The 15,040-nt window shown below is 60.0% G+C and carries 16 protein-coding genes; 15 read left to right on the top strand and 1 reads right to left on the bottom strand.

Going from position 1 to position 15,040, the window contains the following annotated elements:
- Window positions 1-110: 110 nt before the first annotated feature.
- Window positions 111-1,109, top strand: a complete 999-nt coding sequence (locus tag HMPREF2681_RS07990; RefSeq protein ID WP_016422532.1) for an NAD(P)H-dependent glycerol-3-phosphate dehydrogenase — start codon at window positions 111-113, stop codon at window positions 1,107-1,109.
- A gap of 35 nt (window positions 1,110-1,144) precedes the next feature.
- Window positions 1,145-2,248 (top strand): D-alanine--D-alanine ligase family protein, encoded by a 1,104-nt coding sequence (locus HMPREF2681_RS07985; protein WP_070439666.1) that lies wholly within the window; start codon window positions 1,145-1,147, stop codon window positions 2,246-2,248.
- A 10-nt stretch (window positions 2,249-2,258) separates the two neighbouring features.
- On the opposite strand, the gene HMPREF2681_RS07980 is transcribed toward HMPREF2681_RS07985, so the two are convergent.
- Window positions 2,259-3,239, bottom strand: a complete 981-nt coding sequence (locus HMPREF2681_RS07980; RefSeq protein ID WP_070439664.1) for a DUF3515 domain-containing protein — start codon at window positions 3,237-3,239, stop codon at window positions 2,259-2,261.
- Between the two features lie 111 nt (window positions 3,240-3,350).
- Between HMPREF2681_RS07980 and HMPREF2681_RS07975 the strand changes: the two genes are divergently transcribed.
- The 13 genes from HMPREF2681_RS07975 to HMPREF2681_RS07915 are packed head-to-tail and all read left to right on the top strand — an operon-like array spanning window position 3,351 to window position 14,827.
- Entirely contained in the window at window positions 3,351-4,307 is a 957-nt protein-coding gene (locus HMPREF2681_RS07975; RefSeq protein WP_049171566.1) for a thiamine-phosphate kinase, read from the top strand.
- Window positions 4,308-4,344: 37 nt separating this feature from the next.
- Entirely contained in the window at window positions 4,345-5,010 is a 666-nt protein-coding gene (locus HMPREF2681_RS07970; RefSeq protein ID WP_048735462.1) for a uracil-DNA glycosylase, read from the top strand.
- Window positions 5,011-5,016: 6 nt separating this feature from the next.
- Entirely contained in the window at window positions 5,017-6,543 is a 1,527-nt protein-coding gene (locus HMPREF2681_RS07965) for a DAK2 domain-containing protein (protein WP_070546700.1), read from the top strand.
- A 4-nt stretch (window positions 6,544-6,547) separates the two neighbouring features.
- On the top strand, window positions 6,548-8,698 hold the full coding sequence (locus HMPREF2681_RS07960) for an ATP-dependent DNA helicase RecG (RefSeq protein WP_070439655.1): 2,151 nt from the start codon (window positions 6,548-6,550) through the stop codon (window positions 8,696-8,698).
- 24 nt (window positions 8,699-8,722) lie between these two features.
- Complete coding sequence (locus HMPREF2681_RS07955) at window positions 8,723-8,995, top strand: acyl-CoA carboxylase biotin carboxyl carrier protein subunit (RefSeq protein ID WP_070439653.1); 273 nt, start codon at window positions 8,723-8,725, stop codon at window positions 8,993-8,995.
- On the top strand, window positions 8,996-9,562 hold the full coding sequence (rsmD, locus tag HMPREF2681_RS07950; protein WP_070546698.1) for a 16S rRNA (guanine(966)-N(2))-methyltransferase RsmD: 567 nt from the start codon (window positions 8,996-8,998) through the stop codon (window positions 9,560-9,562). It begins immediately after the preceding gene.
- Between the two features lie 45 nt (window positions 9,563-9,607).
- Window positions 9,608-10,081: a pantetheine-phosphate adenylyltransferase gene (coaD, locus tag HMPREF2681_RS07945; protein WP_070546696.1), complete on the top strand. Its 474-nt coding sequence runs from the start codon at window positions 9,608-9,610 to the stop codon at window positions 10,079-10,081.
- Between the two features lie 10 nt (window positions 10,082-10,091).
- Entirely contained in the window at window positions 10,092-10,853 is a 762-nt protein-coding gene (locus HMPREF2681_RS07940) for an SPFH domain-containing protein (RefSeq protein WP_049171555.1), read from the top strand.
- A 29-nt stretch (window positions 10,854-10,882) separates the two neighbouring features.
- On the top strand, window positions 10,883-11,443 hold the full coding sequence (locus tag HMPREF2681_RS07935) for a YceD family protein (protein ID WP_048735478.1): 561 nt from the start codon (window positions 10,883-10,885) through the stop codon (window positions 11,441-11,443).
- Window positions 11,444-11,485: 42 nt separating this feature from the next.
- On the top strand, window positions 11,486-12,214 hold the full coding sequence (gene rnc, locus HMPREF2681_RS07930) for a ribonuclease III (RefSeq protein ID WP_049189534.1): 729 nt from the start codon (window positions 11,486-11,488) through the stop codon (window positions 12,212-12,214).
- A complete protein-coding gene (gene mutM / locus HMPREF2681_RS07925) occupies window positions 12,214-13,077 on the top strand; it encodes a bifunctional DNA-formamidopyrimidine glycosylase/DNA-(apurinic or apyrimidinic site) lyase (RefSeq protein ID WP_049189533.1) in 864 nt (287 codons plus the stop codon). The genes rnc and mutM overlap by 1 nt, the downstream gene beginning before the upstream one ends.
- 18 nt (window positions 13,078-13,095) lie before the next feature.
- Window positions 13,096-14,556 carry an alanine/glycine:cation symporter family protein gene (locus HMPREF2681_RS07920; protein ID WP_070546694.1) on the top strand — a complete coding sequence of 487 codons (1,461 nt, stop codon included), beginning with the start codon at window positions 13,096-13,098 and terminating at the stop codon, window positions 14,554-14,556.
- Window positions 14,546-14,827 carry an acylphosphatase gene (locus HMPREF2681_RS07915; protein ID WP_049171546.1) on the top strand — a complete coding sequence of 94 codons (282 nt, stop codon included), beginning with the start codon at window positions 14,546-14,548 and terminating at the stop codon, window positions 14,825-14,827. The genes HMPREF2681_RS07920 and HMPREF2681_RS07915 overlap by 11 nt, the downstream gene beginning before the upstream one ends.
- Window positions 14,828-15,040: the final 213 nt, after the last annotated feature.

The raw sequence follows: 15,040 nt of genomic DNA, 5'->3' as shown, positions 1-15,040 counted from the left end.
TCGTGAATTCCCTTTCAATCCTTTGTCGCCGACCTAGTTTAGTATCGCAGTGTGAGAACGTCTCGCTAGACTTGTTGGAGATTAGAGACTAACGGAGGAAGGTCGCGGCGATGGTGCAGGTTTCAGTGATGGGTGCGGGCTCGTGGGGCACGACGCTCGCCAAGGTTTTTGCTGATGCGGGCAATCCTGTACGGCTGTGGTCGCGACGCGCGGAGCAGGCACAGCGTATTCAGATCAGCCGCGAAAACCACGACTACCTGCCTGGTCTGGGGCTGCCGCGCAACATCGAAGCCACCTCGGATGCAGAGGCCGCGCTGAAGGGCGCGGATGTGGTGGTGCTGGGCGTGCCCTCGCAGACTCTGCGTGACAACCTCAAGGTCTGGAAGGACTTCATCGGGCCGGAGACGATTCTGCTCAGCCTGGCCAAGGGTGTGGAGCGCGAGACACATCTGCGCATGAGTGAGGTCATTGCGGAGGTCACAGACCTGCCAGCAGAGCGTATTGCGGTGTTGTCCGGCCCGAACCTCGCCCGCGAGGTTGCGATGGAGCAGCCAGCGGCAACGGTCATTGCTTGCGCTGATGAGAACAATGCCAAGATGATTCAGGCGGCAGTTGCCACTAATTACTTCCGCCCGTACACCAACACCGATGTGATCGGCTGCGAAATCGGCGGTGCCTGCAAGAACGTCATTGCGCTGGCCTGCGGTATGGCCGCTGGTCAGGGATTGGGCGAGAACACGTTGGCAACCATCATCACCCGTGGGCTGGCCGAGATCACTCGTCTGGGTGACGCGGTTGGTGCAGAGGATAAGACTTTCGCGGGGCTGGCGGGCCTCGGTGACTTGGTGGCCACCTGTTCTTCGCCACTGTCGCGTAACCGCACCTTCGGTGACCGTCTCGGTCGCGGTGACACGATGGAGCAGGCGCAGCACGCCACGCGGGGTCAGGTTGCTGAGGGCGTGATTTCTTCAATCTCGGTCCGTGACCTCGCTCGTCGCAATGGCGTGGAAATGCCAATTACTGAGGCCGTTTACGCCGTCTGCCACGAAGGCGCGAAGGTCGATGAGACAATTCGCAAGCTGATGGGGCGAAGCCGCAAGTCGGAGTAACCACTTCAACGAGGTCGGGGCTAAACTAAGTCACCATGACTTCGTCGAATAGCTCGTCTGCAGATCGCATTTCCGTCGCCGTCATCTACGGTGGCGCAAGCCCTGAGCACAGCGTCTCCTGTGTCTCGGCTGGCGCAATTATGGATCACCTGGATGAGGACCGCTTCCGAGTGGTTCCCATTGGTATTACCAAGGATGGTGTCTGGACCGTCGGTACGCGTGAGACGGATACGCTGCGCACGCAGGGGCGTACGATGCCGGAGGTCATCCCGGGCGAGGAAGTTGCGCTGAGCACGTCGCCGTCACGCCGCGGTGAATTCCGCTTCGTCACCGGTGATCGCGCCGGCGAGGTTTTCGACACCGTCGACGTCATCTTCCCGGTCCTCCACGGTCCGCACGGCGAGGACGGCACGATTCAGGGGCTCTTTGAGCTTTCCGGCATTGCTTATGTCGGCCCGGGCGTGCTCGCTTCCGCGGCGGGAATGGATAAGGAACGCACGAAGAATCTCTTGCAGGCAGCGGGGCTTCCTATCGGCAAGCAGGTTGTTTTGCATGTCGGCGAGTCGCTTTCCGACGAGGACAAGGAGCCCCTTGGCCTGCCGGTGTTCGTTAAACCTGCTCGTGGTGGATCGTCGATTGGCATTTCCCGCGTGGATGATTGGGCGAATCTGGATGCGGCGGTAGAGCTGGCCCGAGAGCACGACTGGAAGGTCATTGTAGAGGCCGGTGTAGACGGCGCCGAAGTGGAGATTGGTGTGCTGCAGCGTGCTGACGGCAGCCTGCAGGTATCAGTTCCGTCGTTGCTGCGTGGCACGGAGGACTCTGACGAGGGCTTCTACGGTTTTGAGACCAAGTACTTGGATGATGTCGTCTCGGCGCAGATCCCGGCTGAGCTGCCGGAGGATGTTTTGAAGGCACTGGACACGGATGCTCGTCGGGCGTTCAGGGCACTGGGCTCTGATGGTCTGACTCGCGTGGACTTCTTTGTCACGGATAATGGCCCGATTATCAATGAGGTCAACACCATGCCGGGCTTTACCCCGATTTCGATGTACCCGCAGATGTTTGCGGCCTCAGGTGTAGCCTACGAGGAGCTGCTCAGCGCCCTGATTGAGCGGGCGCTGGTAGCTCGTCGATAGAAGTTGGTTCTTACTTTTCTTCGCTCGGCGAGATGTTCTCCAGGTTGTCAGCGATGACCGAGGAGAGCACCGGCATCAGTGAGCTGGCCTCCGACATCGGCATTTCAACGGCGACGAAGCGCTCCCGGCCCATGGCGTACCAGGTGGCGGAGGTACCGGAGGAAAGCGTTGGTTCGTTGAACCAGACAATGTCGCCAACCTGCGTCAGCTGCTGCGTGGTGGTGCTATAGCCAGCCGGCTCGTCGACACCACAGCGCAGCACCACCGGATCGGCTGGGGTGCCGCCCCAAATGACCATGTCCTTCGGCATGTCAGCCGGCATTTCCTCTGCGCTCAGACGGTGACGGTTGCCAAGCTCGCGGGGGAGGGCAGCCTCCAAGCCGCTACAGCGCTTATCAGCTTCCGGAGCTGCCAATTCTGCCAGCGGGACACCGCCTCGCTCCGGTTTGTTCTTGTACTCGGAATCCGGGCGCAGCGCCTCGGCGAGATCACGCAGTGCGTCCTCCGCCTTTGCATTTCCTTCGGCGGTAATCGCAACCACTGGCTCACGGCCGACGGTGAACCAAGTCGCCAAAGATTCGTCGGTACTGTCGACAACGCGCAGCCACGAAATGCCCTTGACCTCTTCGGTCTTGCCCAGTTCGTTGTACTGGCTAGGTACGTTCGCGCCACAGCGCAGCGTGATGCGGTCTTGTTCCAAGTTTCGGTACACAGCGGCACCTTCTGGAGCCGGCTCTGCAATGTCGGCGCGAACCAGACCTGCGGCGCGATCTGGCAGTCGGTCGAGCAGTTCCGCACACTCGGGCGAGTCATTGGCGGGAAGCTCCGGGTTGGAAATCGCGACTGGCTTTGTCGCCTGATTATCCTGGTAAATCTTTGCGGCAAAAATGATGCCGAGGATAGAGATAATGGCGATAGCGAGTGCGATGCCCGCGCGTGTCCGGCTACCCTTGGACTGAACTGTTTCTCCCGATGGGGGTGCGTCTACCATGGGCCTGATTCTACGTTGTCCGGTACCAACTCCAATTGGTTGGGGGCAATACCGAGACGGGTTCCGCTATTAACGGTTAACCATCGACTATTAGGAATGTGACTCGATACTGTGACTGAATTGACCATTGGCGATATTGGCGAGTTTGGGGTCATTGAGGCCATCCGGGCTATCGCCCCGTCGGCACGCAATGGCGACGATGCCGCCGTCTTGACGCAGACAACCCCCAACGCCCGTTTTGTCACTTCCACCGACATGCTGGTGGAAGGGCGCCATTTCCGCCTGGACTGGTCGACACCTCAGCAAGTTGGAGCTAAGGCCGCAGTACAGAATTTCGCCGATATCGAATCGATGGGTGCGCGTCCAACGGCCATGCTTTTCGCCATCTCAGCACCGTTGCATACTCCGGTGAGTGTGGTCACCGGTATCGCCGAGGGGTTGTGGCAGGAAGGCAAGCAATGTCCGGCGGAGCTCGTCGGTGGTGACATGGTCAGCGGAGATTCTCTGGTGATTTCCATCAGTGCGATGGGCGAACTCGGTGGACTTGGGCGGCCGCTGCTGCGCTCAGCAGCACGCGCGGGGGATACGGTGATTGCGTCGGGACGCATCGGCTACTCTGCTGCGGGCCTTGCGCTGCTTCAGCACTGCGGAAGCCCGGCAAAGGTTCCGAGTGAGTTTGCGCAGCTGGTGGCAGCACACTGTACGCCCGAATTCGAATACCGCAGGGGTGCCACGGCGCGAGCTACAGGTGTGCGTTCACTGACGGACAATTCCGATGGACTGGTGGTGGATCTCCGCGCTATTGCGCAGGCCTCCAGGGTTACTTTGGAAGTTGACAGCAGTGCCATTGCGCCCGATGAGTTGCAGATTGCCGCTGGTGAATACCTGGGCATCGACCCGTGGGAGTGGGTGCTCACCGGCGGGGAGGACCACACACTGATCGGTTCGACGCCGGGGGAGCCTCCGACGGGGTTCCGCGCTATCGGTACGGTGTCGAAGGAAAAGTTCGATTCGGTGCTTATCGACGGCAAACCTCCTGCCCGCGATGCCGGTTGGGTTTCCTTTTAAGAGTTCGAAGAGGTTTTGAGAAGAAAGGCTGCATGACATGGATCCGTTGCCGGTCGAAGAAGGGTGGCAGAAGGCGCTGGAGCCAGTGGCCGATGACATCCACCGGATGGGGCAGTTCCTGCGCGAGGAGAACGCGGCCGGCTACGGTTACCTGCCCGCGGGCACCGATGTGCTGCGCGCCTTTACTTATCCATTCGATGAGGTCAAGGTGCTCATTATCGGTCAGGACCCGTACCCGACCCCGGGGCATGCGATGGGGCTTAGCTTCTCGGTCCAGCCGGATGTGAAGCCGGTACCGCGGTCGTTGGCGAATATTTTTAAGGAGTATTCCTCCGACCTGGGGCTCCCGACTCCCTCCAACGGTGACCTCACTCCGTGGAGTAGGCAGGGCGTAGCTCTGTTCAACCGTGTGTTGACCGTACGTCCGGGTGCTGCTGCCTCGCACCGCGGTAAGGGCTGGGAGGCAATCACGGAGCATGCCATCAAAGCATTGGTCGCCCGTGATCAGCCTCTCGTGGCCATTCTGTGGGGACGCGACGCGCAGAGTTTGCAGCGTTGGCTCCCCGGCGTGGACTGCATCTGTTCGCCGCACCCGTCACCGCTGTCGGCATCCCGTGGGTTCTTCGGGTCGCGTCCGTTCAGCCGGGCCAATGAGTCGCTGATTCGTCAGGGAGCTACCCCTATCGACTGGACGCTAGAATAGGAATTCATGTCTTTGCAGATTGGTTCTGCCGCCATTGTCGGCTGGGTTGCCCGGGGGATTGACGCGCTTCAATCCCGCCGCGATGAGATCAACAGTCTCAATGTCTTCCCAGTACCGGATTCCGATACTGGGTCGAATATGCTCGCGACGTTGAGTTCGGCCTATGAGGAAGCGCAAAAGGCTGACGCTTCCGATGTTCGCGCAGTCACCGCGGCCCTAGCTGCCGGTGCAGTGCGCGGCGCCCGCGGTAATTCAGGCACTGTGCTCTCGCAGGTTTTTCGCGCGGTGGCTGAGGCTGCCTCCGGTAGTGGCATTGGCGTTGAGTCGGTACAACACTCGCTAAAGCTAGCTGTGCAACATGTTTCCCAAGCGATTGCCAATCCGGTGGAGGGCACGATTCTGACAGTCCTGCGGCACGCCGCGATTGCCGCGGAGGAATTTGAGGGCGACTCGATTGAGGAACTCGCCGACACAATCGCGGATGCCGCTCGCGACGCGCTGGCGAAAACCCCCAGCCAGCTCCCGGCACTGCAGCAGGCGGGCGTGGTCGACGCCGGCGGCGCGGGGTTGGTCATTCTGCTCGACGCGCTTGCCGACGAAGTCAGCGGCCGCGCAGCCGCACCGGTCGATTTGCATGTCGACGCGCCACACGTAGCCACCGTTGAAATGGAGGTCATGTACCTGATTTCCTTGGGGGATACCCAGGCGGTGGAAGTGCTGCGAGAGCGGTTGAACCCGCTGGGCAATTCGCTCATCATCGCAGGTGATGCTGGTAATGCGCAGACCGCGCAGTACATGGTGCACATCCACACAGTGGAGCCGGGCGCGGTTATCGAGGCAGCACTTGACTTCGGTCGTCCGGAACGCATCCGTATCGAGGTGCTCGATGAGCCGGCACCAACACCTGAGTCCACTCGCATCCTCATTGCGGTAGTGCCGGACGGTCCGCTGAATGATCTCATCACCTCCTCGGGAGCGATTGCTATCAGCCCGACCCCCGCTCCGACTCCCACATCCACTCCCACAGATCGCGCAGCCATCGCCGACCAGGAGTTCGCTGACAATGTGGTCACCAAGGCGCTGACTGCCATGCGGGGTGCGGATGAGGTAATCCTGCTGCCAAATGGGCTGGTCAGCGACCAGGAATTGGCGGATATCGAATTCGCTGCTGCCGCGGCTAATCCGACTCTCGCGGTAGTGTCCACAGCCTCCATTCCGGCTGGCCTTGCTGCCTTGGCCGTGCATTCGGCTGAGCTGCCGCTGGCGGTTGCTGCGTATGCGATGGGAGAGGCCGCCAATGGCACGCGAACGGCTGTAGTCGCTGCGGACGTCGATAAGCCCCTGACTGACGCGCTCACAGAGACCATCTCAGACCTGTTGGCTGGCGGCGGGGAACTAGTGACTCTGCTGCTCGGGCGCGGAGCTGAGGGCGTTGACATAGCGCAAGTGCGGGCACGGCTGGACAAGCCTGTGGAGGTCGTAGCCTACGATGCAACCGGCATCGATGAGCTGGTGCAGGTAGGAATCGAGTAGCACGATGCTCGGATGGCTCGGCTCGGATTATGCGCGCACGCCCCTGAATATCGTGGTGGGGCCAAAGATTGCAAAGAAGCTGCATACGGCTTTTGGTATGGAGACCGTCTCGGATGCGCTGACGAACTTCCCAAAGCGCTACGTGGCGCAGGGTAAGAGCTTAGATGTGTCATTTTCCGACATTGGCGACACCATCACCACAGTCGTGGAGGTGCACAGCATTTCGCCAGCGCCCGCCTTCGCCGATCGACGCAAGCCACTGAAAATCTATGTCAGCGACGGCGTGCGCATTCTTCCGGCCGCGATTTTCGGTGCCGAATGGCTGCGCAATATGCTGCACCCCGGTGTGCGTCTGCTCATTGTTGGCACGCTCAGCGAGTTCCGCAATGAGCTACAGCTGAAAAATGTTGATTGCATGGTGCTCAAAGCCGACGGTTCGGTAGGCGCAGCCACTGGCAAGCTGGCCACGCTGACGAAGACAGCCAAGGGGATTGCGGAGATGCAGCGGTTGCTCACGCGTCCTTACTTGCCCATTTACCGTGGCCGCAAAGGAGTAGCGGGTATTCACCTGGCTCTGTACATGCAGCGCATCCTCGAATGGTTGCCGCTGCAGCCAGACCCGTTGCCCGCCGCACCGGAGGGACTTACCGATTTCGATTCCGCGCTGCGTGGCGCACACTTTCCCTCCATCGCGGGCCCCGACATCGCGCTTGCCCGACTGAAGTACGACGAAGCGCTTGAGCTCCAGCTCGCCGTTGGTGCACGCAAGCGTACTCAAGCGAGCCTCACCGCGCCGGCCTGCATGGAAGTCGCCGGGGGACTTCGCGACGAGCTACGCCGGGGGTTGCCGTTTTCGCTTACCGACGGTCAGGTCGCGGTCGCAGCCGATATTGCGCACGATATGGCGAGGCCTAACCCAATGAACCGCCTGCTAGCAGGTGAAGTTGGCTCGGGTAAAACCGTGGTGGCCCTGCTGGGAATGCTGCAAGCAGTCGATGCCAGCAGGCAGTGCGCGATGCTGGCGCCGACGGAAGTCCTGGCCCAACAGCACTACCGATCGCTGACAGCGATGCTGGAGCAAGCCGGAGTAGCAGTGACTGTACGACTGTTGACGGGATCGATGTCGACGAAGGAGCGCCGGGCAACCCTGTTGGAGGCAGTCAACGGGGAGGCTGACATTGTCGTCGGCACGCATGCCCTGCTCAGTGAGGGCGTGGAGTTCTTCGATCTCGGGCTGGTGGTCGTCGATGAGCAGCACCGCTTTGGTGTGCGCCAGCGCGATCAGCTGCGAAGTAGGGGACGGGGTGGAATGACACCGCATCTGTTGGTGATGTCGGCAACCCCGATTCCGCGCACGGTAGCGATGACCATTTTTGGCGACCTCGCAGTTTCGCAGTTGACGGAATTGCCACGGGGACGTCAGGAAATCCAATCCTTTGTCGTACCGACGCTGGAAAAGCCGCGCTGGGAGGCACGAACCTGGGAGCGGATTGGGGAAGAAGTGGCCAAGGGCAACCGCGCCTTCATTGTCTGTCCCCGCATTACCCGCGACGAGGAACAGTTCCTCGACGAGTCCGTGGAGGCGGTGTTCGACCGAGCGAGGAAGAAACTGCCCGGTGTACGTATCAGTCAGTTGCACGGCAATATGGCACCGGAGGACAAAGACCGCGTGATGCAGGCCTTTGCCACAGGACAGCTGGATGTGCTGGTGGCCACCACAGTTATCGAAGTCGGCGTGGATGTACCAGAGGCCACGATCATGATGATTCGCCGCGCCGAGAGCTACGGCATCTCGCAGATCCACCAGCTGCGCGGTCGTGTCGGCCGTGGTGACCGTGGTGGACTGTGCTTCCTGTGTACACACACGCATTCACAGACACCAGAGCGCACCCGGCTAGATCGCATTGCCGCCACCACCGACGGCATTCAACTGGCGGAGTTGGACCTGGCCACGCGTAGTTTCGGCGATCTGCTCGGCGATGACCAATCGGGACTGGCAACAGGCCTCGGCCTGGTGGACCTCACCACCGACGGCGAGATCATCGAGCGCACCCGACACGATGCCACGGCTCTCCTCGACAGTGATGAAAGGCTTGTGGGAGAGCTTATCTCCGATATCGATGAAGAGCAGTCGAACTACTTGGACCGCTCCTAGTAAGACCAAAGTAGACTGTTGGGCATGGTAAATGTCTGTGCACCTTTTGCAGGAGTAGTCCGCTGGGAGGTCGCCGAGAAAGACTCGGTGACGACCGGTCAGGTTATTGCGGTCGTGGAGGCCGTCAAGCTAGAAGCGCCGGTTTTAGCGCCCTGCCCGGGCACGGTCGCGGAGGTGGCGGCAGATCAATTTGTGGATGTCGAAGGCGGTCAGCTGCTGGCACGAATCACGCCAGCAACTCACAGCGCCACGGCACAGCACAACGGCAACGAGAACACATCGCACGAAGGGAAGTAGATGACCCGCATTATTGCAGGTGAGGCACGCGGTCGTAGGCTAGTCGCGCCTAAGGGAGAGACCACTCGGCCAACTAGTGACCGCGCGAAGGAAGCCATCTTTTCTTCCTGGTCCACACGCTTTGGGCTAGAGGGAACTCGCGTTCTCGACCTGTTTGCTGGCTCGGGTGCGCTCGGTTTGGAAGCGGCTTCTCGCGGCGCGCGTTCCGTCGTGTTGGTGGAAAACAATCCGAACGCCATTGCCGCTATTGAAAAGAACATCCGCACCGTGGGGCATCCTGATGTGGCCGTGTCTCCGATGAAAGTGTCGTCGTACCTTGCGGGCGCGCCGGGCGAGCCTTTTGACCGCGTTATTGCGGATCCGCCCTATGAGCTGGCGGGGGAGGCCGTTACAGAGATGCTGGAGGCGCTGCGCAGTTTCCTCGCGCCGGGCGCGGTCGTGACTGTGGAGCGTCACCGCGATGACGAGGAGACGCAGTGGCCCGAGGGCTACGAACAGCTCCAGCAGAAGCTGAAGCGTCGCATTCACGGTTTGGCGCGCTTCGACACCGCTATCTACAACGCTTAACGCTCTTCTTTACGCTTTACGACGGCCAAAGGTGGTTTGACCTCTATGACTCACGCATGCTGCCCCGGTTCCTACGATCCCATGACCTCTGGTCACCTCGATGTGATTGAGCGTGCCGCGCGCCAATTCGATCAATTGACCGTGTTGGTTACCCACAACCCGAATAAGCAGGGCATGTTCAACGTCGAAGAGCGCATGGACCTCATTCGGCAGTGCACGCAGCACTTGGACAATGTGCAGGTGGACTCCTGGTCGAAGCTGTTGGTTGACTACACGTCCGCGCAGGGTATTACCTGCCTGGTCAAGGGGCTGCGCTCGGCGGCGGACTACGAGTACGAGGCTCCCATGGCGCAGATGAATCGGCGCATGACGGGCATTGAGACTCTCTTTGTGGAGGCTGATCCGAAGTACGGTCATGTGTCGTCGACACTGATGAAGGAAGTTGTTCGCTACGGCGGTTCGGTGGAAGGGCTAGTTCCCGAGCCTGTCTTGCACGCCCTGCAGCGCCGACTGAAGTAGCATGTAAGTCATGTTTCGCGTCTTCGAATCTCTTGATGAACTGGTCCAGATCCTAGAAGAGGCACACGGCGTGCCACTGTCGGCCAATTGTATGGTTCCGCGTCAGCGTGTTCTCGAGTTGCTCGATGAGCTGAGGGATGCTTTCCCGGCTGAGCTCGATGACGCGCAGGACGTCTTGGATCAGCGGGATGAGATTATCAACGATGCTGAAGCCCGGGCGAACAACACCATTTCGACTGCGGATGAAGAAGCCCATCGCATTGTCGACGAGGCCGAGGCCCGCGCTAACCACACCGTCGAGGATGCCAATGCCCACGCAGCTGGCACCGTCGCGGCCGCTGAGGACGACGCCCGTCGCCTCCGCGAGGATGCTCAGCACGAGTATGACAGCATTGTGGATCGTGCTTCTGCCGAGTCCGATCGCCTGATTCACGCTGGTAACGAATCCTACGAGCGTTCCGTTGCGGAAGGCCGTGAAGAGCAGGCTCGCCTGGTCGCTGAGTCGACGGTCGTCCGCGAAGCCAATGACGAGGCGAATCGTCTGCTTTCCGACGCACACGCGGATTCCTCTCGCCTCCGTGAAGAGTGTGACCGCTACGTTGATTCCAAGCTCGCTGAGTTTGAACAGACTCTCCAGGAGACCCTGCGTAATGTCGGTCGCAATCGCTCGGTACTGCGTTCGGGAGCCGGTGCCGTCGGCGGTGGTGCAGGGGCACAGAGCGCGCCGTCTTCCTTCTCCGAGGGGCAGGAACGCCGCCGGTACGAGCGTTAGCGCATCTTCGGGGTAGACTGAGGTCTATCATGACTGACTCATCCCCATTTGTTCTGGACGTTTCGACATGTCTGCAGGGCGGCATGCCCGAGCAGTTCCGCAAGGTAGGCGATAGCCCCGTCCGCGTTGGTGTCGAGATGATTGGCATCGCCGCTGGCGAGGAGGTTGTCGTTGACGGCATTGTCACGAACCTCGGCAGTGGTGTCATGGTTGACGCGACTGTGACTGCCAAGGCCACCGGCGAGTGTGTCCGCTGCCTAGCCCCGCTGAATCCGGAGCTCAGCTTCCACATTTCGGCTGTCTTTTCCAACAACGAGGACTTCATCACAGGCGACGATGCCGAGGAAGAAGACCTTGAGGACGAAGTTGGCCAGATCGTCGACAATACGGTGGATATCACTCAAGCCGTCATCGATGAGGCGGGCTTGAATCTGCCCTTCAATCCGACCTGTCTGGATTTCGATTCCAGCTGTGCTGAGTCGGACTCAGAAGTGCCGGAGCCAGACGGCATCTCGGGTGAAGAGGAGCGCATTGATCCGCGTTGGGCTGGCCTGGCGGAAAAGTTTGGCTCGCTCGGCGACGAGAAGTAATCGACGACGACTTAGACGAAGACTTTAAAGGAGATATAACGGATGAGCCGCAAGCGTCGGCTAACCGGTGAGGCGGCTAGAAAGGCGGCTTTCGAGGCCGTCGATCACGCCCCGCTGCTGGAAAAACTCGGTGTTGAGCTATCAGAGGAGTCCCTGAAGCTCGCTTTGACTCACCGCAGTTTCGCGAATGAAAATGGCATGCTGACCAATAACGAGCGGCTAGAGTTCCTGGGCGACGCCGTGCTGGGCATGTGCGTTGCTGAAGAACTCTACCGTCGCTTCCCGGACCGCGCTGAGCAGGATATTTCCAAGATGCGCGCAGGTGTCGTGAACATGTACGCGCTGGCTGACCTGGCCCGCAGTATCGGGCTGGGAGAGCACATTCTCCTCGGCCGCGGTGAGAAGGCCACCGGTGGCGCGGATAAGCACTCGATTCTCGCGGACACCACCGAGGCGCTGCTGGGTGCTATTTACCTGCAGCATGGCTTCGAGGTTGCCCGCGAGACCGTGCTTCGCCTGTTCAACCAGATGATTGACGATGCCCCGACGGAGTCTCGCGGTCGGGACTGGAAGACGCTGTTGCAGGAGCGCCTGGCGGCCAAGCAACTACCGGCTGCCGAGTACACTGTGCGCACCACCGGCCCCGACCATGACCTAACTTTCTACGTCGACGTGCTGGTTGACGGCGTGGTTAAGGGCAGCGGTACCGGCGCCACGAAGAAGGAAGCCGAGATGCACGCCGCGCATCAGGCGCATACTGCACTGGCATAATGCCCGAGCTTCCTGAAGTCGAGTCCGTACGCCGCGGTCTCGACGCTTACGTCGTCGGTGGCCGCATCGAGGACACTTTCGTCTACAACGCTCGTGCCGTGCGGCGCCAACCCGGTGGTGCCGCAGAGTTTATCGGTCGCACGCGCGGGCGCACGGTTATCGCTACGGATCGCCGCGGCAAGTTCATGTGGCTCACGCTTGACGACGACTCCGCAATTGCCATCCACCTGGGTATGAGCGGCCAATTGCGTGTGGAAGCTCCGTACACGCCCGATACGCTGCCCGGACGCCACACCAGGGCCGCATTTGACATAGCCCTGCCGGACGGCGCTCGGCACCTTATCAACTTCAACGATCAGCGCACCTTTGGTTGGGTCTGGGCCTGTGAAATGGTCGAATCCCACGGTCGCTTTGTTCCGGAACCCGCAGCCAAGATCGCGCCCGATCTATTGGAGCCAACTGTCGATGTGGTTGCACTTGCACACCGCATGATGAAGTCGCGTTCGCCGATTAAGGCCGTATTGCTCAACCAGAACATTGTGTCGGGTATCGGTAACATCTATGCCGACGAAATGCTTTGGGCAGCGAAGGTCGATGGGCGCGTGCCGGCGTGTGACCTTTCGGTCCGTCGTTTAGCGAAACTTTTGCGCGAGGGGCAAGCGGTACTTCAGCGGGCGCTAGCGGCGGGTGGCACGAGCTTCGATGCGTTATATGTGCATGTCAACGGCGAAAGTGGCTATTTCGAGCGGAGCTTGAACGCCTATGGCCAAGCGGGGGAGCCGTGCTCGAGGTGTGGGCGCGCAATTGTCCGTCTGCCATTTGGGAATAGATCGAGTTATCTGTGTCCCACCTGTCAGCGCTAGAATTTCCTTATGAGTTTCATGGAGCAAGCAACCGACTGGGTAAATGCTTGGAATGACAAGTACTGGCTGCTCATGATTGTTCTGCTGATTGGTACAGGTTTGTACTTCTGTTGGCGGACCATCATGGTGCAGATCCGGTACATCCCGGAGATGTTCAGGGCCATCACTGAAAAGCCCTCTGATATTTCTGAGGGCGTCAAGGGCATCTCGGCCTTTAAGGCCTTTACAATTTCGGCAGCCTCACGCGTGGGTACCGGAAACGTCGCAGGTGTGGCGGTGGCGATCACCACCGGTGGCCCTGGCGCGGTGTTTTGGATGTGGCTGCTCGCCGCGATTGGTGGCGCAACCAGCTTCGTGGAGTCTACGCTGGCACAGCTGTACAAGGTGCGGGATAAGGACTCTTACCGAGGCGGCCCGGCCTACTACATCACCAAGGGGCTAGGGGAGAACTGGCGCTGGATGGCCTCGCTGTTCGTCATCGCTATCACGGTGACCTACGGTTTCGTGTTCAACGCGGTGCAGTCCAACTCGATTACGGCGGCTGTGGCTCAGTCGACCGGGCAGGAGACACCGATCTTTAAGTTCTGTGTCGGTATCGTGCTGGCAATCTTGGCTGGTGTCATCATCTTCGGTGGTGTGCAGCGTATTTCGGCGGTGACGCAGATTGTCGTGCCGATTATGGCCGTGGCCTACATTATCCTCGGCCTGATTGTCTTGGCTCTCAACATCACCGAGGTGCCGGGCATGATCAAGCTGATTTTTGAGCACGCCTTCGGTATCCGTGAGATTGCTGGTGCTGCCGTCGGTACCGCCATGATGCAGGGTATTCGCCGCGGTCTGTTCTCCAATGAAGCCGGTATGGGTTCCACTCCGAATGCGGCGGCGACGGCATCGGTGTCGCACCCGGTCAAGCAGGGCCTCATTCAGACCATGGGCGTCTACTTCGATACCTGGGTCGTCTGTACCATCACCGCGGTTATCATCCTGCTGTCCGACCCGACTTTCGGCGGCGATGTAGAGGGCACCGCGCTGACTCAGACCGCGCTGTCAGCGCAGGTGGGTACGTGGGCTATCCACGCGGTTACGGTTATCATTTTCTTCCTTGCGTTCTCCTCGCTGGTGGGCAACTACTACTACGCCGAAGCAAATATCCCGTTCCTGTCTAAGAGCAAGGCTGTCCTGAATACCGTGCGCGTCCTGGTCATCCTGTGCGTGATTGGCGGAGCTGTCGGTTCCGTGCCGCTCGTCTGGTCGCTTGCAGATACTTTCTCCGCACTCATGGCCACCATCAATATCATCGCCATTCTGCCGCTGGGCGGCGTAGCTGTCGCCCTACTAAAGAATTACTCCGAGCAGAAGTCCAAGGGGCTTAATCCGGTATTCCACCGCGATGATCTGCCTAACGTCCGCGGCCACGACAAGATTGAGTGCTGGGACGGTTCCGACCCGATGACAGTGCGTGAGTCCGATGTTGCTTAACGACGTCCGCCTCACCGCGTGGGTACACGGTCGTGTTCAAGGTGTTGGTTTTCGCTGGTACACCCGCGCGACGGCTCTGGAGTTGGGGTTGGTTGGTTACGCCCAGAACTACCCGGATGGTCGGGTGTTAGTTGTTGCTGAAGGGCCACGGGCAGACTGTGAGAGTTTGCTCGCTTGGCTTGAGGGGCCGAATACTCCGGGCGATGTGACGGCAGTGGTGCCGTTATGGCAGGAACCGAAGGGTGCATTGAGCACGTTTGACCGTCGTTAAGCGGGTGCCAACTGCCTTCCTCCCCCCCCCATGTCGGTGTAGGAATCCGAAAAATTCGAATACGTTCTATCCCTCGCTCTATGTCATTGTTTTTGCGCAGTTGGCGGGGGATTTTTCGTGTCTTGAGGTAGTCGATTGGTGCGTTGTAGAGGTCTCAGAGCGCTAAAAACCTACGCAACCGGGAAAAAGAATACGTAAATACGAAAGGCGAGT

It is taken from the genome of Corynebacterium sp. HMSC064H12 (assembly GCF_001809925.1).
Classification (GTDB): Bacteria; Actinomycetota; Actinomycetes; order Mycobacteriales; family Mycobacteriaceae; genus Corynebacterium; species Corynebacterium jeikeium_D.
Note: the sequence above shows the minus strand (reverse complement) of the source record. Positions and strands in the feature narration are given on the sequence as shown.